Annotated in this window: 17 protein-coding genes; 9 read left to right on the top strand and 8 right to left on the bottom strand. The window is 70.0% G+C overall.

The genetic code is table 11. The features are described 5' to 3' along the window. Positions 1 to 48: 48 nt before the first annotated feature. The 3 genes from KVT44_RS48010 to KVT44_RS48000 form a co-directional block, all read right to left on the bottom strand. A complete protein-coding gene (locus KVT44_RS48010; RefSeq protein WP_217574672.1) occupies positions 49 to 1,257 on the bottom strand; it encodes a hypothetical protein in 1,209 nt (402 codons plus the stop codon). A gap of 8 nt (positions 1,258 to 1,265) precedes the next feature. After that, positions 1,266 to 1,520, bottom strand: a complete 255-nt coding sequence (locus tag KVT44_RS48005; RefSeq protein WP_054232388.1) for a MoaD/ThiS family protein — start codon at positions 1,518 to 1,520, stop codon at positions 1,266 to 1,268. A gap of 82 nt (positions 1,521 to 1,602) precedes the next feature. Beyond that, positions 1,603 to 2,511 (bottom strand): alpha/beta hydrolase, encoded by a 909-nt coding sequence (locus KVT44_RS48000; RefSeq protein WP_217574671.1) that lies wholly within the window; start codon positions 2,509 to 2,511, stop codon positions 1,603 to 1,605. 286 nt (positions 2,512 to 2,797) lie between these two features. Between KVT44_RS48000 and KVT44_RS47995 the strand changes: the two genes are divergently transcribed. Together KVT44_RS47995 and KVT44_RS47990 are read left to right on the top strand one after the other, a co-directional pair. Further along, on the top strand, positions 2,798 to 3,589 hold the full coding sequence (locus KVT44_RS47995) for a response regulator transcription factor (RefSeq protein ID WP_190170877.1): 792 nt from the start codon (positions 2,798 to 2,800) through the stop codon (positions 3,587 to 3,589). Positions 3,590 to 3,681: 92 nt separating this feature from the next. After that, complete coding sequence (locus tag KVT44_RS47990) at positions 3,682 to 4,704, top strand: LacI family DNA-binding transcriptional regulator (RefSeq protein WP_067371501.1); 1,023 nt, start codon at positions 3,682 to 3,684, stop codon at positions 4,702 to 4,704. A gap of 147 nt (positions 4,705 to 4,851) precedes the next feature. Here KVT44_RS47990 and KVT44_RS47985 read toward each other — a convergent pair whose 3' ends face one another. After that, entirely contained in the window at positions 4,852 to 6,597 is a 1,746-nt protein-coding gene (locus tag KVT44_RS47985) for a trypsin-like serine protease (RefSeq protein WP_217574668.1), read from the bottom strand. Between the two features lie 366 nt (positions 6,598 to 6,963). Between KVT44_RS47985 and KVT44_RS47980 the strand changes: the two genes are divergently transcribed. The 6 genes from KVT44_RS47980 to KVT44_RS47955 all read left to right on the top strand — a co-directional run bounded on the left by KVT44_RS47980 (position 6,964) and on the right by KVT44_RS47955 (position 14,100). Beyond that, on the top strand, positions 6,964 to 8,184 hold the full coding sequence (locus KVT44_RS47980; protein ID WP_217574666.1) for a S1C family serine protease: 1,221 nt from the start codon (positions 6,964 to 6,966) through the stop codon (positions 8,182 to 8,184). Between the two features lie 34 nt (positions 8,185 to 8,218). Next, positions 8,219 to 8,446 carry a hypothetical protein gene (locus KVT44_RS47975; protein WP_099921892.1) on the top strand — a complete coding sequence of 76 codons (228 nt, stop codon included), beginning with the start codon at positions 8,219 to 8,221 and terminating at the stop codon, positions 8,444 to 8,446. 295 nt (positions 8,447 to 8,741) lie between these two features. After that, the gene (locus KVT44_RS47970) at positions 8,742 to 9,473 is read left to right on the top strand and encodes a response regulator transcription factor (protein ID WP_054232381.1); all 732 of its coding nucleotides are present in this window, start codon (positions 8,742 to 8,744) and stop codon (positions 9,471 to 9,473) included. Further along, on the top strand, positions 9,470 to 10,942 hold the full coding sequence (locus KVT44_RS47965; RefSeq protein WP_217574664.1) for a cell wall metabolism sensor histidine kinase WalK: 1,473 nt from the start codon (positions 9,470 to 9,472) through the stop codon (positions 10,940 to 10,942). The genes KVT44_RS47970 and KVT44_RS47965 overlap by 4 nt, the downstream gene beginning before the upstream one ends. 172 nt (positions 10,943 to 11,114) lie before the next feature. Continuing rightward, complete coding sequence (locus tag KVT44_RS47960; protein WP_308314321.1) at positions 11,115 to 13,202, top strand: pectinesterase family protein; 2,088 nt, start codon at positions 11,115 to 11,117, stop codon at positions 13,200 to 13,202. Positions 13,203 to 13,395: 193 nt separating this feature from the next. Further along, entirely contained in the window at positions 13,396 to 14,100 is a 705-nt protein-coding gene (locus KVT44_RS47955; protein ID WP_217574662.1) for a response regulator transcription factor, read from the top strand. On the opposite strand, the gene KVT44_RS47950 is transcribed toward KVT44_RS47955, so the two are convergent. From KVT44_RS47950 to KVT44_RS47935, 4 genes are all read right to left on the bottom strand, one after another. Next, positions 14,076 to 15,830, bottom strand: a complete 1,755-nt coding sequence (locus KVT44_RS47950) for an ABC transporter ATP-binding protein (RefSeq protein WP_217574660.1) — start codon at positions 15,828 to 15,830, stop codon at positions 14,076 to 14,078. The two genes, KVT44_RS47955 and KVT44_RS47950, sit on opposite strands and share 25 nt — an antisense overlap. Before the next feature lie 92 nt (positions 15,831 to 15,922). Beyond that, a complete protein-coding gene (locus KVT44_RS47945; protein WP_167552124.1) occupies positions 15,923 to 16,063 on the bottom strand; it encodes a hypothetical protein in 141 nt (46 codons plus the stop codon). A 71-nt stretch (positions 16,064 to 16,134) separates the two neighbouring features. Further along, positions 16,135 to 16,272, bottom strand: coding sequence for a hypothetical protein (locus KVT44_RS47940; protein ID WP_190170884.1), 138 nt, complete (start codon positions 16,270 to 16,272; stop codon positions 16,135 to 16,137). 244 nt (positions 16,273 to 16,516) lie between these two features. Next, the gene (locus KVT44_RS47935; RefSeq protein WP_217574658.1) at positions 16,517 to 18,316 is read right to left on the bottom strand and encodes a bifunctional UDP-sugar hydrolase/5'-nucleotidase; all 1,800 of its coding nucleotides are present in this window, start codon (positions 18,314 to 18,316) and stop codon (positions 16,517 to 16,519) included. A gap of 201 nt (positions 18,317 to 18,517) precedes the next feature. Between KVT44_RS47935 and mshD the strand changes: the two genes are divergently transcribed. Continuing rightward, entirely contained in the window at positions 18,518 to 19,444 is a 927-nt protein-coding gene (gene mshD / locus KVT44_RS47930) for a mycothiol synthase (protein ID WP_099921885.1), read from the top strand. Positions 19,445 to 19,519: the final 75 nt, after the last annotated feature.

Genomic DNA, 19,519 nt, shown 5'->3' with positions numbered 1-19,519 from the left:
CCGAAGCAGTTGTAGATCACCTGTGACGAACAGCCACCGGCCCGGTTTCTAGCCGAGCGCGCGGCCCAGCAGGTACACGGCGGGGGCCGCGGCGGCCAGCGGCAGGGCCACGCCCGCGGTGAAGTGGACGAAGCGGGACGGGTAGTCGTAGCTGGCGACCCGGTGGCCGATCAGCGCGCAGGCCCCGGCGCCGAGGCCGAGGAAGGCCCCCTTGTTGCCCAGGTCCGTCATCCCGCCGACCGCGATACCGGCGCCCACCGCGGCCAGCAGCGCCACCGCCACGGAGGCGGCGGTGGGCAGCGGCAGGGCGCGGGCGAGGATCGCGACGGCGACCGCGGCGGCGCCCACCGTGACGGCGTCCGGCTCGGCAGCGAGGTGCCCGGTCGCGATGATCGCGAGAGCCGCCGAGGCGACGGTCGCCATCAGGCCGTACATCCGGGTGTCCGGGTCGGCGTGGCTGCGCAGTTGCAGGACGAGGGTGAGCAGGACCCACACGCCGAGGGTGCCGAGGATCGCGGCGGGCGCGTTCTCCCGGCCCGCCGCGAGGAGCGCGACGTCCGCGGTGACCGCGCCGAGGAACGCCAGCGCGATGCCCTGACGGGCCGGCCACATCCCGTTCAGCCGGAACCAGCCCGCCGCGGTGACGGCCTGGAGGAGGACGAGGGGGACGACGAGGGCGTACTGCCCGATCGCCGCCGTCCCGGAGAGCAGCAGTCCGAGCACCGCGGTGAGCGCGGCGGGCTGGATGCCGGGTTCGATGATCGGGGAGCGGCCCTCGGCGCGGGCGCGCTGGGCGTCGGTGACGCGGGCGTTGCCGGTGACGGTCGGGGGACCGTAGCCGGAGGCGGTGTCAGGGGTGACCGCGCCGCCGGTGCCGGTGCCGGGCGCCTGCTGGACGGGGGGCTGGTACGCGGGCGTCCACTCCGGTGTCGGCGCCGGCGTCGGTGCCTCCTGCGGCAGCGGCTGCCCGACCGTGCCGTACGTCTGCGGCTCGGGGTACGCCTGGTAGCCCTGCGGCGGCAGATACGTCGTGTCCGCCGCCGGCATCGAGGGCTGCGCCTGGGTCTCCCAGGTCTGCCCCTCCCACTGCTGGGTGTGCTGCTGCCACTCGGGCTGCTGCGGCGGCTGTTGCTGCTGAGGCTGCCCGTGCCCGTGCCCCTGCCGCTGTTGCTGTTGCTGTTGCTGCTGAGGCTGCGGATACGGGTCGTACCCCTCGTAGGGACCCTCGTACCGGCCCTCGTACGGCTGGTCGCTCATCGTCTCGCTCACCCTCCTGCGAACGGCGGGAGCACCTCGACCGTGCCGCCCTCGGCCAGCCGTACCGTCTCATGTTCGCGCGTGCCCACGGGGTCACCGTCGATGAGGAAGGAGCATCGCCGCAGCACGCGGACGAGTTCGCCGGGGTGTCGCACGCGGGCCGCGTCGAGCGCCTCGGCGAGCGTGCCCGCGTCGTACGGCTCCTCCGCGACGCCCGCCGCGGCCTTGGCGGCGGCCCAGTAACGCACCGTGCCCTTTGCCATCTCGTTCCTCAATCGTGTTTTCCGTGAACACGGATCAGTCATCAGTGGTTGGTCATCAGTGGTTTCTGTGAACACGGTCAGGCTAGCCCGCCGCCGCGACGGCCCATGCTCCGATACGGCCGAGCAGCTCGTCGTCCGCCGCGTGCTCGGCGTGGCCCATACCGTGCTCGATCCACAGTTCGGCGTGGCCGCCGGAGGCGGCGGCGAGCATCCGCGGGTGGTCGACCGGGAAGTAGCCGTCCTGGTCGCCGTGCACGATCAGCAGCGGAGTGGGCGCGATGAGCGGGACCGACTCGACCGGGGAGGTCGGCACCGGGTCCCAGTCACGGTGGTGGATCCGGGTGCGCAGGCCGTATCGGCCGACCGCGCGGCCCACCGGCCGGGTTACCAGCCAGTGCAGGCGCCGCATAGGGGCCGTACCCCGGTAGTACCAACGGGCGGGTGCGCTCACCGAAACCACGGCGTCCGTACGCGCCTCTGTGCGCCCCTCGTGCTCCATCTCCGCGCCCCGGTCCGGGCCACCCTCCGAGCCACCGTCCGGGCCACGGCGCAGCGCCGCGTGCCGCAGCACCACCGAACCGCCCATCGAGAAGCCGACGGTGGCCACACGCGTGTGCCCGAGTTCCCGGGCCCAGGCCACCGCGGCGGCCAGATCGTGGACCTCACGGTCACCGACCGTGGAGCTGCCGCCGGAGGCGCCGTGACCACGGAAGGAGAAGGTGACCACCGCCGCGTGCCGGGCGAGGACGGCCGCGGCGTGACGCACGTGCGGACGGTCCAGATCGCCCGTGAAGCCGTGCGCGACGACAATGACCACATCGTTCAAGCCAGTGGCCGAGTCATCAGAAGGCCGCGTTCCAGGGTCGTACGCCGCATCGATCGTCACCCCGTCGATCGTGTGCAGAAACCTCCGCAAAGGGGTGCGCGGGGGCGTCTCAAGGGGTGGACGATCGGAAGATCCCGTCGCTTGACCTGCCGGACCTGAGCTCATGTGGGCTATTCTGCTGGGCAGAGGACTCGGGCAGCGTAGCCCCCGGGTCCTTTTGTGCTTTCTGAAGCGTTGTATACGAAGCGGGAAACCGCAGGTGTACGAAGCCCACGAACGCATAGAACGTGTGGCGACCCCCCCGTGGGCCGTCCGGCGACTCCCAGGGGCGCGGGAGCCGCACCGTAGGAAGCAGTGCCGCAAACGTCCTCGCAGGGACCGAGGAGGAACCAGACGTTATGGGCGAGCGAACCTTGCATGACCGTAGGACGACCCAGGCAGGTGGGGCGCGATGAGTTCTCTGCTGCTCCTGACCAATGCTCTTCAGCCGTCGACGGAGGTGCTTCCCGCTCTCGGCCTGCTCCTGCACAACGTGCGAGTGGCTCCGGCGGAAGGCCCCGCTCTCGTCGACACCCCCGGTGCCGACGTCATCCTGATCGACGGCCGGCGCGACCTCCCACAGGTGCGCAGTCTGTGCCAGCTGCTGCGCTCGACCGGGCCCGGCTGTCCGCTGATCCTCGTCGTGACGGAGGGCGGCCTCGCGGCCGTCACCGCCGACTGGGGCATCGACGACGTGCTCCTGGACACCGCGGGACCGGCGGAGGTCGAGGCGCGACTGCGGCTGGCCATGGGCCGCCAGCAGATCGTCAACGACGACTCCCCGATGGAGATCCGCAACGGCGACCTCTCGGTCGACGAGGCGACGTACAGCGCCAAGCTCAAGGGCCGGGTCCTCGACCTGACCTTCAAGGAGTTCGAGCTCCTCAAGTACCTCGCGCAGCACCCGGGCCGTGTCTTCACGCGCGCCCAGCTGCTCCAGGAGGTCTGGGGCTACGACTACTTCGGCGGTACGCGGACGGTCGACGTCCACGTACGACGGCTGCGCGCGAAGCTCGGACCCGAGCACGAGTCTCTGATCGGTACCGTCCGGAACGTCGGTTATCGATTCGTTACACCTGAGAAGGTGGACCGCGCGGCGGACGAGGCGAGGGCCAGGGCGGCCCAGCCAAAGCCGGAGGATGCGGACGAGACGGCGCACCTGGACGCCGTCGAGACGGTCGAGGCGGCGGCGGAGACGCAGTAGGCGACCCCGAGGGCGTGCCGGGCGACCACGGGGGCGCGGTCAGCCTCCGTACGCCCTGCCCACGGGCGGGTCCATCCGCGTAGACTCCGCGCGTGGCCAAGGTGACGAGGGACGATGTAGCGCGACTGGCGGGTACGTCCACCGCCGTTGTCAGCTATGTCATCAACAACGGACCGAGGCCGGTTGCCCCGGCCACGCGCGAGCGCGTTCTCGCCGCGATCAAGGAACTGGGGTACCGGCCCGACCGGGTCGCCCAGGCCATGGCGTCGCGGCGGACCGAGCTCATAGGCCTGATCGTGCCGGACGCGCGCCAGCCCTTCTTCGGGGAGATGGCGCACGCGGTCGAGCAGGCCGCCGCCGAGCGCGGGAAAATGGTGCTCGTCGGCAACTCCGACTACATCGCCGAGCGCGAGGTCCACTACCTGCGCGCCTTCCTCGGCATGCGGGTCTCCGGGCTGATCCTCGTCAGCCACGCGCTCAATGACAACGCTGCCGCGGAGATCGACGCGTGGGACGCCCGCGTGGTGCTGCTCCACGAGCGCCCCGAGGCCATCGACGACGTCGCCGTCGTCACGGACGACGTCGGCGGCGCCCAGCTCGCCACCCGCCACCTCCTCGAACACGGCTACGAATATGTGGCCTGTCTCGGCGGCATCGCGGAGACCCCGACCGTCGGCGACCCGGTCTCCGACCACGTCGAGGGCTGGCGGCGCGCGATGCAGGAGGCCGGGATCTCCACCGAGGGGCGCCTCTTCGAAGCGCCGTACAACCGCTACGACGCCTATCAGGTCGGCCTCCAGCTGCTCGGCGGTCCCGACCGTCCGCCCGCCATATTCTGCTCCACCGACGACCAGGCGATCGGCGTGCTGCGCGCCGCGCGTGAGCTGCGCATCGACGTTCCGGGGCAGCTGGCCGTGGCCGGCTTCGACGACGTCAAGGAAGCCGCGCTGACGGATCCGCCGATGACGACGATCGCCTCCGACCGGTCGGCGATGGCGCGGGCCGCGGTGGATCTCGTACTGGATGACGGGTTGCGGGTCGCGGGGTCGCGGCGCGAGCGGTTGAAGGTGTTTCCGTCGCGGTTGGTCGTCCGGCGTTCTTGTGGGTGCGAGTAGCTCCGCTGGTGGGGCGGGTTTTGCGGGTCGTTTTCAGAGTGCAGGTGAGTGGGGGCTGGTCGCGCAGTTCCCCGCGCCCCTAAAAACCTAAAAACAAGGGCGCGCCGGCCCCGCAGGTTGCGGGGCCGGCGCGCTTTTTGTGGTCGCTCAGAACAGCAGGTTGTACTGGTTGAAGCCGCTGCCCAGGCCGATCCGTGAGCCGAAGAGGCTGCTGGAGGCCTTGTTGGTGCCGGGGTACAGCCAGAGCTTGCCGGCGGAGTCGCGGGTGATGACGTCCGCGATGCCGTCGCCCGTGACGTCGCCGTTGGAGACGTACGAGGTGAAGGTGAAGCCCGTACGCGCCTGGATCCGCGCCGCGAACGGGGTCTTCTCGACCTGCGTGCCCCGGTAGAGGTACAGGACGCCGGAGCTGTTGCGGACCAGCAGGTCGGCCCTGCCGTCGCCGGACAGGTCGCCGTGGCCGAAGATCTTCACGTTCTTCCAGGCCTTGTCGACGACCTTGACCTTGCCGTAGAACTGGCCGTTGCCCTTGCCCGGGTAGAGGTAGACCGAGCCGTCGGCGTCCACCGCGACCAGGTCGGGGCGGGCGTCACCCGTCATGTCGCCGGGGATGGCGTACGACTTGTAGCCGCCCCACACCGTGCTGATCTGCATCCAGTCGTACTCGCCGGAGCTGTGGTTCAGGTAGCTGCGGTACAGCTTGCCGTCGCCCTTGTCGCGCATGATCAGGTCCTGGTAGAAGTCCCGGTCCAGGTCTGACTGCAGCACCCAGCTGGCGTTCTGCCAGCCGCTGCCCTGGTAGGCGCGGGTGGCGAGCGAGGTGCCCTTGCTGTCCTGCTGGAAGAGGCCACCGGACGGCGTGCGCTCCAGCAGGTCGGCCTTGCCGTCGAAGGTCATGTCCGCGTCGTCGATGCGCGGCTGGGCGGCCCAGGTGTACGAGGACACCTTGGTGAACACCGGGTAGGCGCCCTTCGCGGTGCAGCCCGCGACGCCCCACGAGACGATGCCGACGACCTTGCCGCCGACGATGACGGGACCGCCGGAGTCACCGTTGCAGGGGCTCTTGGTGCCCTCGTCGGTGCCGGTCGCCGGGGTGCCCGCGCAGAACATCGCGCCCTCGACGAAGTCGTCCTCGCCGAGGACCGACTGCATCGCGGAGTTGCAGGTGGAGTCGGCGACCAGCGGCAGGGTCACCTTGCGCAGGTTCGCCGACAGGTCGGCGCCGTCGGCGCCGGAGGTCAGGCCCCAGCCGTAGACGGTGGCGGAGTTGCCGGCCTTGTAGGAGGCACTGTCACCGGCGGCCACCAGCCGCTGCCACTGCTGGTCCAGCGGGCGGTCGAGCGTGAGGACCGCGATGTCGTTCTGGACGGTCGTGGAGTTGTAGTGCGGGTGGTTCCACTGGCGGTAGACGCCCGCGACCGTGCCGCTGGTGTCGTCCAGCAGTCCGGTGGCGCCGGCCAGCACCGCGCCGTTCTTCACCCAGTCCAGGCCCGCGACGCAGTGGGCCGCCGTCAGGACCTTGTTCGGGGCGACGAGGGTGCCGCCGCAGAAGTAGCCGACGCCGGCCGTGCTGTCGTAGTAGGAGAGCTGGACCATCCACGGCGCGGAGGAGATCGTCGTCTCGGTGCCGCCGATGATGAAGGGCGTCTTCTTGGGGGTCGTGTCCGGGGTCGCCCGGTCCTTGACGGCCGCGGCGACCCGGCCGCGCAGCTCCTTGTCGGAGACGGTCGGCTTCGCGGGCTGGGACTGGTTCACCTCCGGCAGCGAGGGTCCGTCCGCCGCGGTGGCGGGCTGCGCCGCGAAGGCGCCGGCGCAGGTCAGCGCCAGCGCGAGAGCGGCCGTCGGCAACGCCGTGGCGGGGCGTCTCCAGCGGTCGCGCAGGGCACGTATCACTCAGGGCTCCTGGTGTGGGTGCGTGTGGATTCCATGTAGGAGGCCCGAGAAGGGCGTACGACGCACCGGCCCGATCGACGGCAGCGGTCACTGGCCATGGCCGGCAACCGCCTGCATCGATTCAGGCACACCGCGGAGCCCCCCTCCGGCGCGGAGATCGTAGGCCTCATCCGCCCCAGAACACATGTACTACACAGCAGACAGACAAGTATTCGTCCGTCGCCTTCCGTGACATCACCCCCACGCAACCCGCTGTTTCCCGGATTTCAGCGGGCCCGGGCGCCTTTATATCGGGCATACGAGGTTCTGTCGGGCTTCTCAGCGGCCACTCAGGGAGCTCTCATGATCGGGGGACAAGCTTTTTCCATGACCGAGAGCTTCCGCCGCAGCGGCGAGTACCCCCAGGGCGACGACCACCAGGCGACCGACCCCATGCGGGCGGCGTACCCCCAGCAGCAGCCCGTCTCTTCCTCTCCCGTGAACCCCGAGTGGCCGCCGCCGCCGGCGTACGAGCCGGTCGCTCCGGTCGCCGTCGACCCGGGTACCACCGTGTGGCCGGGCTCCGGTCAGGGTGGCGACGGCGGTGCGGGCGGTCACGGCGCAGGCGGCGCCTACGCCGGTTACCCCGAGCCGGACGCCGTCTCCTCCACCGCGGTACTCCAGGCGCAGCCGGTCCCGGCCGCCCCGGCCTCCGCGCCGAAGAAGCGTGCGAAGGGCACGATCGGCCTGCTCGCCGCCGTGGCGATAGTCGCGGCCGCCATCGGAGGCGGCACCGCGTACGGCATACAGGAGCTGACCGGCAAGGACACCGCGTCGAGCAGCACCAGCACCACCGTGGTGCCCGCCGCCAAGAAGGGCACCGTCGCCGGTGTCGCCCAGGCGGTCAGCCCGAGTATCGTCGAGGTCAGCGCGACCTCGAACGCGGGTTCGTCCACCGGCTCGGGTGTGATCATCTCGTCCAGCGGCGAGATCGTCACCAACAACCACGTCATCTCGGGCGCCTCCGAGATCAAGGTGCAGCTGAGCAGCGGCAAGTCGTACACCGCCAAGGTGGTCGGCACCGACAGCAAGAAAGACCTCGCGCTCATCAAGCTCGAGAACGCGCCCTCCGGCCTGAAGGTCGCCACGCTCGGCAACTCCGACGGTGTCCAGGTCGGTGACGACGTCGTCGCGATCGGCTCCCCCGAAGGACTGACCGGCACCGTCACCAGCGGCATCGTCTCGGCGCTCAACCGTGACGTCACCGTCTCCACGGACGAGAGCCAGGGCCAGCAACAGCAGCAGGGCGGCGGCAGCGGCCAGTGGCCGTTCTCCTTCGGCGGCCAGCAGTTCAACGGCGACACCGGTTCCTCGACGACCACGTACAAGGCCATCCAGACCGACGCGTCCTTGAACCCCGGCAACTCCGGCGGCGCCCTCATCGACATGAACGGCAACATCGTCGGCATCAACTCCGCGATGTACTCGGCCGCCGACTCCTCGTCCAGCTCGTCGAGCGCGGGCAGCGTCGGCCTCGGTTTCGCCATCCCGATCAACACCGTCAAGTCGGACCTCGCCAGCCTGCGGGCCGGCGGTTCCGACAGCTGAGTCCTTCTCGGCCAAGTCCTTCTCGGAGGTTGAAATGATCACTCGCGTCTCCCACAGCATCGAAGGCACCGACCCCGCCGGCCTCGACCTGGCCCTCTCCGTCGCCCGTGAACTGCACCGGCCGGTGCCCCGGGCTCCAGAGGTGACGGTCCCGCAGCCGCAGATGATGGGCCTGCACCTCTCCGCCGATCACCCGCACCGCCGCAAGGTCCCGCTGAGCCGCCTGAGCCGCCTGAGCCAGCTGAGCGCGCTGGGGGTCTGAGCGACGAGCGCTCCGCGTTGCCGGAGCGGGCCGAGGAGGCTGAACGGGTCGAGAAGGCTGAACGGGTCGAACTGGCCGAACGGGCCGAACGGGCTGCAAGCCTGAGCCGACGAACCGATCCGGCCGATCCCGACCGATACCTGCTGATCCCCGCCGATCCTCGTCGATCCCCGCCGATCCCGACCCATCCCGACCGATCCCCGCCGATCTCCGCTGATCCTTTCTGCCCCGGCCGGAACGTGCGAGGCTGAAAGCGTCCGGCCCCGTCCCACCGCACCCCTAGGAACCCACGCCCATGAGCCCCGCCGAAGGCGACCGTGAAACCCAGCGCATCCTGATCGTCGACGACGAGCCGGCCGTGCGCGAAGCACTTCAGCGCAGCCTCGCCTTCGAGGGATACGACACCCAGGTCGCGGTCGACGGAGCGGACGCGCTGGAGAAGGCGACCGCGTACCAGCCCGACCTGGTCGTCCTGGACATCCAGATGCCCCGGATGGACGGCCTGACGGCCGCCCGCCGGATGCGCGGGGCGGGCACGACGACCCCCATCCTGATGCTGACGGCCCGCGACACCGTGGGCGACCGCGTGACCGGCCTCGACGCGGGCGCGGACGACTACCTGGTCAAGCCGTTCGAGCTGGACGAGCTGTTCGCCCGGGTCCGGGCACTGCTGCGACGCAGTTCCTACGCGACCGCGACGGTCGGCACCCCGGACGACGACGCGCTGACCTTCGGCGACCTGCGGATGGACCTCGCGACGCGCGAGGTCACGCGCGGGGGCCGGGCCGTCGAACTGACCCGCACCGAGTTCACCCTGCTGGAGATGTTCCTGGCCCACCCGCGCCAGGTCCTCACCCGCGAACAGATCCTCAAGGCGGTCTGGGGCTTCGACTTCGAGCCCTCCTCCAACTCCCTCGACGTCTACGTCATGTACCTGCGCCGCAAGACCGAGGCGGGCGGCGAGCCGCGCCTCGTGCACACGGTGCGGGGCGTGGGGTACGTCCTGCGGTCGGGCGGCGCCGAGTGATGAGGGTTCTGCGCCGGTTCCGGTCACTGCCGATCCGGGCGCGCCTGGCGCTTCTGGTGGCGGCGGCAGTGGCGTTCGCGGTGGCGGCGGTTTCGGTGACGTGCTGGTTCATCGTGGAGAGGAAACTGTACGAACAGGTCGACGACTCTCTCGGGTCTCAGCGAAAGTCCCTGCCGTACCCCGTGGTCGAGAGCGCCCTCAACAACTGCGGCCGGGCCCCGAAGGCCAGCAGCAATGACTACCGCGGACAGTCCGATTCGTACGCTCAGGTGGTCCAGGCAGACGGCACCATCTGCGCCTTCGAAGGCTCTCGGGGCATAGTGAAGGTTGCCGACAGCGACAAAGACCTGGCCAAGAACGCGAAGGTCGGCGCCGTCACGATCCGGAACGGCACCGACAGCGACGGCAACGACGTACGAGTGATGACGACGGCGCTCATCGTCAACGGTGTTCCCAACACAATGCCCAGCACCCGCGTGTTGTACGAGAAAGCCGCCTTTGTCGTCGCCGTACCTCTGAAGAGCACCGAGGCCACCCTCAACGACCTTTCTCTCGTCCTCCTCCTCGTCTCGGGCATCGGAGTCGTCGGCGCCGGAGCCGCCGGCCTGGCGGTCGCCCGCGCGGGCCTGCGTCCGGTCGACAAGCTCACCGAGGCCGTGGAGCACGTGGCGCGCACGGAGGACCTCTCCATCCGTATCCCCGTCGAGGACGACAGCGAGGACGAGGTCGCCCGTCTCTCCCGCTCGTTCAACTCGATGACGTCCGCACTGGCCAACTCCCGCGAGCTGCAACAGCAGCTGATCGCCGACGCGGGCCACGAGCTCCGTACGCCGCTCACGTCGCTGCGTACGAACATAGAACTCCTCACCCGCAGCGAGGAGACGGGCCGCCCGATCCCCCCGGCGGACCGCAAGGCACTGCTGTCGTCGGTGAAGGCGCAGATGACCGAGCTGGCGGCGCTGATCGGCGACCTGCAGACGCTGTCGCGTTCGGACGCGGGCCAGTCGGGCGACCGCATCCAGGTGGTCGACCTCCAGGAAACGGTCGAGGCGGCCCTCCATCGCGCCCGCCTGCGCGGCCCCGAGCTGACGATCACGGCGGACCTCCAGCCCTGGTTCGTACGGGCGGAGCCGTCCGCGCTGGAGCGGGCGATCGTGAACATCCTCGACAACGCGGTGAAGTTCAGCCCCGACGGCGAGGCCATCGACGTCATCCTCAAGGCCGGCGAACTGACCGTCCGCGACCACGGCCCCGGCATCCCCTCCGAGGAACTCCCGCACGTCTTCGACCGCTTCTGGCGCTCCCCGTCCGCCCGCGCACTGCCGGGCTCGGGCCTGGGCCTGTCGATCGTGGCCAGGACCGTGCAGCAGTCCGGCGGCGAGGTGTCCCTGCAACCGGCGCAGGGCGGCGGAACGGTGGCGACGCTACGACTGCCGGGCGCGCCCACGCCGCCCCCCGAGGCTCCATAGGGCCACCGCCTCCACAGGCTCCGTAGGCCCACCGACAGCGCCGGGCACGCGCGCCCCCGTCCCTCACCGGACAGGGGCGCGTTCGCGTTGCTTCACCGCGGCAACCTTTCCTCCCCGGGCGGCGACTGCCTCGTGACGGACCCCCTCCACAGCACTCGAACGGGACCACCACGTGACTGAGATCCGCAAGGCGCGCCACCGCAGACGCAGAACCGCCCTCGTCGTCGGTGTGCCGCTGGCCCTGGCCGCCGCCGGAGCGATGGCGTACGGCACGGTGTTCGGACTCTTCGGCGACGACGCCCAGCCGAAGGCGTCGGCCGCGACGAACAGCCCTGCCTGGGCCACCGAGGCCGCCGACGGTTTCGCCTCCGTCCACGCCATGGGGCAGAACGGGACCTACGGCGGGCGCGACGGCAAGACCGTCACCGTAAGAACCCTCGCCGACCTGGAGAAGTACGCGACCGCGGCCGACCCGTACGTCATCGTCGTCGCCTCGGCGATCACGATGGACCCGGTCGGCAAGGAGATCAAGGTCGCCAGCGACAAGACGATCATCGGCTCGGGTACCGCCGGGCAGATCGTCGGCGGTGGCTTCTTCCTCGGTCAGGGCGTGCACAACGTCATCATCCGGAACCTGACCATCCGCGACGCGTACCAGGGCATCTGGAACGACAAGGAGCACGACTTCGACGGCGTCCAGATGGACGGCGCCCACCATGTGTGGATCGACCACAACGACATCCGGCACATGGCCGACGGGCTCATCGACAGCCGCAAGGACACCACGTACCTGACGGTCTCGTACAACAGGCTGAGCAACGAGAACAAGGCCTTCGGCATCGGCTGGACCGCCGACACCACCGCGGACATCACGATCCACCACAACTGGATCCGCGAGACCGAGCAGCGCAACCCGTCCACGGACAACGTCGCCCACGCCCACCTCTACAACAACTACCTGGAGGACGACGCGGGCACCGCCATCACGTCCTCGTACGGCAACTACGCGCGCGGCAGGACCAACATGGTCCTGGAGAACAGCTACTTCCAGGGCATGAACAACCCGGTCATCCGGGACAGCACCGCGACCCTCGTGCAGCGCGGCAACGTCTTCTCCGGCACCACCGGCCGCAACGAGAGCGGCGGCAGCGGTACGCCGTTCGACCCGAAGACGTACTACAAGTACACGCTGGACAAGGCCACCGACGTACCGGCGCTCCTCAAGTCGCAGGCGGGGCCGCGGACTTCGCTCGGCACCACATCCACCACGTCCGCCACGCCGACCAGCACCCCGACCGTCACCGGCAAGGTCATCACCGTCGCCCAGGACGGCTCCGGGCAGTACAGGACCGTGCAGGCCGCCGTCGACGCCGTACCCGTGAACAACACCGCGCGCGTCACGATCTCCGTCAAGCCGGGCACGTACCGCGAGACGGTGAAGGTCCCCTCGAACAAACCGCACATCACCCTCCGGGGCTCGGGCGGCAGCCGCAGGGACACGGTGATCACCTTCGGCAACGCGGCCGGTACGAAGAAGGCCGACGGCTCCACGTACGGGACCACCGGCAGCGCCACCGTCGCCGTCGAGGGCGACGACTTCCAGGCCCGCAACCTCACCATCGCCAACGACTTCGACGAGGCGAAGAACCAGAGCGTGCTCGGGCACCAGGCCGTGGCCCTGCGCACCGGTGCCGACAAGGTCGTGCTCGACGGTGTCATCGTCAGCGGCGACCAGGACACCCTGGAGATGGAGACCCCCGGCGCGGACAAGCTCGGCCGGGTCTACATCACCAACTCCTACATCACCGGCAACGTCGACTTCGTCTTCGGCCGCGCCACCGCCGTGATCAACAAGTCGGTCATCAACCTGAAGAAGCGCTGGGACGGCTCGTCCGCCGGTTTCGTCACCGCGCCCAGCACGCAGGCGAACCGCAAGGGCTTCCTGATCACCCACTCCACGGTGACCGGCGATGTCGCCGCGGGCTCCTTCTCCCTCGGCCGCAACTGGCACGCGGGCGGCGACGCCACCCTCAGGCCGCAGACGACCGTCCGCGACTCCACGCTCAGCGCCGCGATCCGGTCGAACCCGTGGTCCGACATGGGCGGCTTCTCCTGGAAGAACGACCGCTTCGCCGAGTACAGGAACACCGGCGCCGGCGCGGGCGCCGCGAGCACCGAGCGACCGCAGCTGACGGACGCGCAGGCCGCGGGCCAGTCGATCGCCGACTGGCTCGGCGACTGGACGCCCACCGCCTCCTGACGTCCACCGCGACCTCGTGACGTCGATCGCCGCTTCTTGACGTCCATCGCTGCTTCATGACTCCCCGGGAGGCCGGGGGGCCTCCTGGGGAAGGCCGGGTCTTTCCGGCCGGGGAGGCTGGGCGCGGACACCGCCCAGCCTCCCCACACCCCTCTCCAAGCCCTCCCACAGCACCCCGTTACACGTTGGGGGGATGGCGCGGAAGATCCTGCTGGCCGATGACGACGAGGCCGTACGTGAGGGGCTCGACCGGCTGCTCAGGTTCGAGGGCTACGAGACCGTCCTCACCGGGGACGGCCGCGAGGCCCTCGAACTGGTGGCCGGGGTGGACGAGCGGCCCGACCTGGTGCTGATGGACGTCACCATGCCCGGCCTCGACGGGCTGGCCGCGACGCGCCGGATCAGAGCCTCCGGCTCCACCGTCCCCATCCTCATGATCACCGGCCGGGACGCGGTCGGCGACCGTATCGTCGCCCTCGACAACGGCGCCGACGACTACCTCATGAAGCCCTTCGCCACCGAGGAACTCCTCGCCCGGGTCAGGGCCCTGCTGCGCCGCAGCCCGCAGCCGAAACAGTGCGCCCCCCGTCTCGACGACCGGCTCGCCTTCGCGGACCTCGCCATGGACCGGCCCACCCGCACCGTCACCCGCTCCGACCGTCCCCTCGACCTGACCAGGACCGAGTACGCCCTGCTGGAGTATCTGCTCCGGCATCCCGCCAAGGTCCTCAGCCGCGCCCAGATCCTCAAGGAGGTCTGGGGCTTCGACTTCGAGCCGACGTCGAACACGCTGGACGTGTACGTGATGTACCTGCGCCGGAAACTGGAGAGCCGCGGCGAACCGCGGCTCATCCAGACCGTGCGGGGGCTCGGCTACACGCTCCGCGCCGCCAAGTAGTCGAGTTCCGGCGTCGCGAGCCGGGCGTACGCCCCGCCCCACGCCATCAGCTCGTCGTGCGTGCCCGCCTCCACCAGCCGACCGCCGTCCACCACCAGGATCCGGTCGGCGTCGGGGGCGAGGCTCAGATCGTGCGTGATCATGATGGTCGTACGGCCCGCCATCAGCCGCCGCAGCGGCTGCACCACCCGGCGTGCGGCGATCGAGTCGAGCCCGGCGGTCGGCTCGTCGAGGACCAGGACGGGCGCGGCGCGCAGCATCGCGCGGGCGATCGCGATCCGCTGGAGCTGGCCGCCGGACAGGGTGGCCGTGCCGGGCGCGATCTCGGTGTCGTACCCGTCGGGCAGCGCGCTGATGAAGTCGTGCGCGACCGCGTCCGTCGCCGCCCGCTCGATGTCCGCCTGGGACGCGCCCGGCCTGCCGCACTCGATGTTCTCGCGGATCGTGCCGTGCAGGATCAGCGTCTCCTGGGGCAGCAGCGCCACGTTCTCGCGCAGGAACTCCAGGGACATGTCGGGCAGCGGGACGCCGTCCAGGCAGACCACGCCGGCCGTGGGGTCGTAGAAGCGGGTGAGGAGTTTGGAGAGCGTCGACTTTCCGGCGCCGCTCGGGCCGGTGACGATGACGAGTTCGCCGGGTCCCGCGGTGAAGGTCACGTCGTGCAGGGACTCGCGGTCGGCGCCGGGGTAGCGGAACGACGCGCCGTGGAAGCTGACCCAGCCGTGCACGGGCCAGTCCCGGACGGGCTCGGCGGGTTCGGTGACGGCGGGTTCGGTGTCCAGGATCTCCTGGATGCGTTCCGCGCCGGCGGTGGCGGCGGTGAGGGTGAGACCGAGCTGCCCCAGATTGCGGATCGGCGGGTACAGGTACCCGAGGAACGCGGCGAAGGCGAGCAGCTGGCCCAGCGACATGCGCCCCTTCGAGATCTCCCAGGCGCCGAGGCCGATCACCGCGAGCACGCACAGCGTCTCGACGACCTCGACGAACTGCTCGTACATCTCGCTCGCCCGTGCCCCGCGCACCGACGCCCGCATCCAGGCCCGGGCCTCGCGGTCGAGCCGCTTCTCCTCGGCGCGGCGGCGGTTGTAGGCCTGGGTGAGGACCACGTTGCCGAGGGACTCCTCGACGACCGAGGTGATCGCGCCGTCGGCGGCCCGCTCCTCCTGGGAGGCGGTCTTGATGCGGCCGGCGAACCGGCGGGCGGCGACGAGGAAGAGGGGGGCGAGGAGGAAGGTGACGAGGGCGAGGTCCCAGCGCAGCCAGAGCGCGGCGGTGGCGTAGAAGACGGCGGAGAAGGCGGCGGAGACCGTCCCGACGACACCCGACACGACCATCTGCTCGATGGCCTCGACGTCACCGGTGAGCCGTTCGACCAGGTCGCCCTGGCGGTGCTTCTGGAAGAAGTCGGGCGGCAGGTCCTGGACGTGCCGGAAGACACTCGCGCGCAGGCGCAGGACGAATCTCTCCGCGGTCCATACGGCGAGCGAGTTGCCGAGGTAGCCGACGATCGCGCCGATCACGGCGACGCCCAGCCAGGCTCCGGCCGGCTCCCAGAACGCGGAGAGCGAACCGGCCTTCAGGGCGTGGTCCGTGAGTTGTGCGAAGAGCAGGATCGAGGCCGTCTCGGCGAGCGCGGCCACGACCACGCAGCCGATGATCAGCAGTAGCCATTTGCGGTCGCCGCGCGTCAGCGGCCAGAAGCGTGCGAATGCCTCCCGTACTTCCCGCATATCAAATCAACTTCCCTTTCCGGTCCGGAACATGGCCGAGGCGGGGCCACCGGAAACCGATAATTCCCGGGGACCCCGCCTCGCGCGGGCTGCTACTGGCCCTGACGGCTGACCGGGCGCTTCTTCGGAGCGACGGCCTTCTTCGCCACCGGGGCCGGCTTGGCGGGCCGGCGCTTCGCGACCGGGGCGGCCTTGTGGTGCTTCTTGACGGGGGCGATCTTGTGGAAGCTCATGGGTTTCCCTCTCGTGGCTTTGACTGATCCGCTGGTCGCGGGTGGATCTGTTGATCGGGGGTGGATCTTGCTTACTTGTTGCCGACAGGACGGCGCTCGGGCTTCTGCGCCACCGGGGCCGGCTTGACGGGCCGGCGCTTCGCGGGCTTCTTCGGGGCCGGAGCGGGCTTGTGGTGCTTCTTGACCGGGGCGATCTTGTGGAAGCTCATGGGTGTCTCCTTGTTCCCTGCGGGTGAATTCCCTTTGTCGTTTGCGCTGTTCGCTTTCGACATGGAAAACACTACGGGACCCCGGACCCCGAAATCGCCAATTCGACTGAGACCTCAATGAATTACGGCTGAAACAAATTTTCAGATGGACCGTGGAACCAATCCACTACTCACACAGAATTTAGGTCAAAAAAAGCGGGGCCGGTACGCATCCGCGTACCGGCCCCGCCCGTTCCCTAGGGGACTACCGCACGACCGTGATCCGGTCCGCCGTCGGCACCGGGTACGGCGCCGTGGCCGAGGAGTTGGCCGTCAGGTAGGACTCGAAGGCCGCCAGGTCGTCGCCGCCGACCCGGACGTCTCCGCCCTTGCCGAGCTCGGCGAAGCCGTCGCCGCCGCCCGCGAGGAAGGAGTTCATCGCGACGCGGTAGGTGGCGGCGGGGTCGATCGCCGCGCCGTTGAGCTTGACCGAGTCGCCGACCACCCGCGCCGCGCCCGTCTTCGTCAGGTCCAGCGTGTAGGTCAGACCCTTGGAGATCTGCAGGATCTTCGGCGCGGCCTCGTTGGCCCCGCTGACCTGCTGCTGGAGTGCCGTGATCACCTGAGCGCCGGTGAGGTTCACCAGGTTGACGGTGTTGGCGAACGGCTGGACCGTGTACGCCTCCCCGTACGTCACCACCCCGTCGCCCTCACTGCCGCTCGCCGCATAGGTGAGCCCGGCGCGGATGCCGCCCGGGTTCATCACCGCGAGGTCGGCCTCGGGGTCGACGGACTTGGCGTACGCGAGCTGCGCGTCGGCGATCATGTCGCCGAGCGGGGACTCGTTGCCGGTGTTGCCGATCTCGCCCGCGATGTAACCGATGGGACGCGAGGCGATCGGGGCGGAGAGCGTCTTCCACTTGCTGATCAGGGACGTCATGTCGGCGGCCTTCGCCACGTCACGGGTGACCACGTGGTTCGCCGACTTCACCGCCGTACGCGCGATGTCGCCGGTCCAGCGGTCGTACGTCAGCGTCGTGTCCGTGTAGAGGCGGCCGAAGGACGAGGCCGACGTCACCATGCGCGGGTTGCCCGCCGGGTCCGGGACGGTGCACGCGTACGCCTGGTGGGTGTGGCCGGTGACCAGGGCGTCCACGGCCGGCGTGACGTTCTTGGCGATGTCGACGATCGGCCCGGAGATGCCGTCACCGGGGCCGGGGCTGTCGCAGTCGTAGTTGTACGCCGTCGACGCGGGCGCGCCGCCCTCGTGGATCAGCGCGACGATCGACTTCACGCCCTGGCGCTGGAGCACCTTGGCGTACTTGTTGATCGTCTCGACCTCGTCGCCGAACTTCAGTCCCTTGACGCCGTCGGCCGACACGATGTTCGGGGTGCCTTCCAGCGTCACGCCGATGAAGCCGACCTTGACGCCGTTCTTCTTCCACACCCAGTAGGGCTTGAGAATCGGCTTGCCGGTCTTCTCGTCGGTGACGTTCGCCGCGAGGTACGGGAAGTCGGCGCCCTGGAACTTCGCCTTCTTGTCGTAGCAGCCGTCCGTGGGGTGGCAGCCGCCGTTCTGCAGGCGGGCCAGCTCCTTGGCGCCCTCGTCGAACTCGTGGTTGCCGACGCTCGTCACATCCAGGTCGAGCTTGTTCAGCGCGTCGATCGTCGGCTCGTCGTGGAAGAGCCCGGAGATCAGCGGGGAGGCGCCGACCATGTCTCCGGCGGCGGCCGTGATGGAGTACTTGTTGCCCTTGCGGGCCTCGCGCAGATGGGTGGCGAGGTACTCGACACCGCCCGCGTCGATCGACTTCGTCGTGCCGTCCGCCTCGAGCTCCGTGACCCGGCCGGACGACCCGGCCGGCGGCTCCAGGTTGCCGTGCAGGTCGTTGAAGGACAGCAGCTGTACGTCCTGGTAGCGGCCGCTGCCGGGGTGGTGGTGCGGGGTCGACCTGTCCTGCCCTGCGCTCGCGGGCATCGCGGCGGCCAGGGCGCCGACGGTGGCCAGCCCAGCGGCGGCGGCGAGGATGCGATGGGTACGTCTGTGCCGGGGCGTCGGCAGCATGGGTTCCCCCCTGTGGAAACGGCTGTGGTTTTACGCGCACTTTAGAATCAACGCGCGTAGCGCAACAGGGGGTTAGGGGTTACAGACTGGTTGCCATCGCCTCACCACCACCTGACGGAAGCCCCTCCTCACCCCGCCACGAGCCACATCGACTCCGCGCAACTCCTTGTCCGCAAAACACCGCGCCGTACCCTCGTATCCATGACCAGCGACGACACCGCGCCCCACGCCCTCACCCGCTCCATCGAGACCCACACCGCGCTCTCCCCGGCCCAGGCCGAGGACGTGCTCCGGCTGCTCGCGGAGGCCGCCCGGGCCGACGGGCAGCAGGCGGTCTCCGAGCAGGGCCGGCTCCAGCTGAAGGGCGGCGCCCGCGAGGGCGTGCGCCATCTGCTGCTGAAGCTCGGCGACGAGCTGATCGGGTACGCGCAGTTGGAGGACACCGACCCGGTGGAGGCCCCGGCCGCCGAACTGGTCGTGCACCCGGCGCACCGCGGCCACGGGCACGGTCGGGCCCTGGGCTCGGCCCTGCTCGCCGAGTCCGGCAAGCGGCTGCGCGTGTGGGCGCACGGCGGTCACTCCGCCGCCCGGCATCTCGCCCAGGTCCTCGGCCTCACCCTCTTCCGCGAACTGCGCCAGCTGCGGCGGCCGTTGACCGACCTCGACCTGCCCGAACCGAAGCTCGCGGACGGCGTGAACGTCCGCACCTTCGTGCCCGGCCAGGACGACGCGGCCTGGCTCGCCGTGAACGCCGAGGCCTTCGCCCACCACCCCGAGCAGGGCTCCCTCACCCAGCGCGACCTGGACGACCGCAAGGCGGAGGTGTGGTTCGACCCGTCCGGGTTCTTCCTCGCCTTCCGCGGCGACGAACTCGTCGGCTTCCACTGGACGAAGGTCCACGCCGAGGAGGGCCTCGGTGAGGTGTACGTCCTCGGAGTCCGCCCGGGTGCCCAGGGCGGCGGCCTCGGCAAGGCCCTCACCACGATCGGGCTCCGCCACCTCGCCCGGCAGGGCCTGCCCACCGCCATGCTCTACGTCGACGCCGACAACAAGGCGGCCCTGACCGTGTACGAGCGGCTCGGCTTCCGCACGCACGAGACGGACCTGATGTACCGCAGCGAGTCCTGACCGTCGGTCCGGTGTCCTTACCGGTCCGGTGTCTGTCGGTCCGCGGTGTCCTTGCCGGTCCGGTGTTCCCGCCTG

The sequence above is a fragment of the Streptomyces sp. GbtcB7 genome (assembly GCF_019091445.1).
GTDB classification, from domain to species: Bacteria; Actinomycetota; Actinomycetes; order Streptomycetales; family Streptomycetaceae; genus Streptomyces; species Streptomyces mirabilis.
Note: the sequence above shows the minus strand (reverse complement) of the source record. Positions and strands in the feature narration are given on the sequence as shown.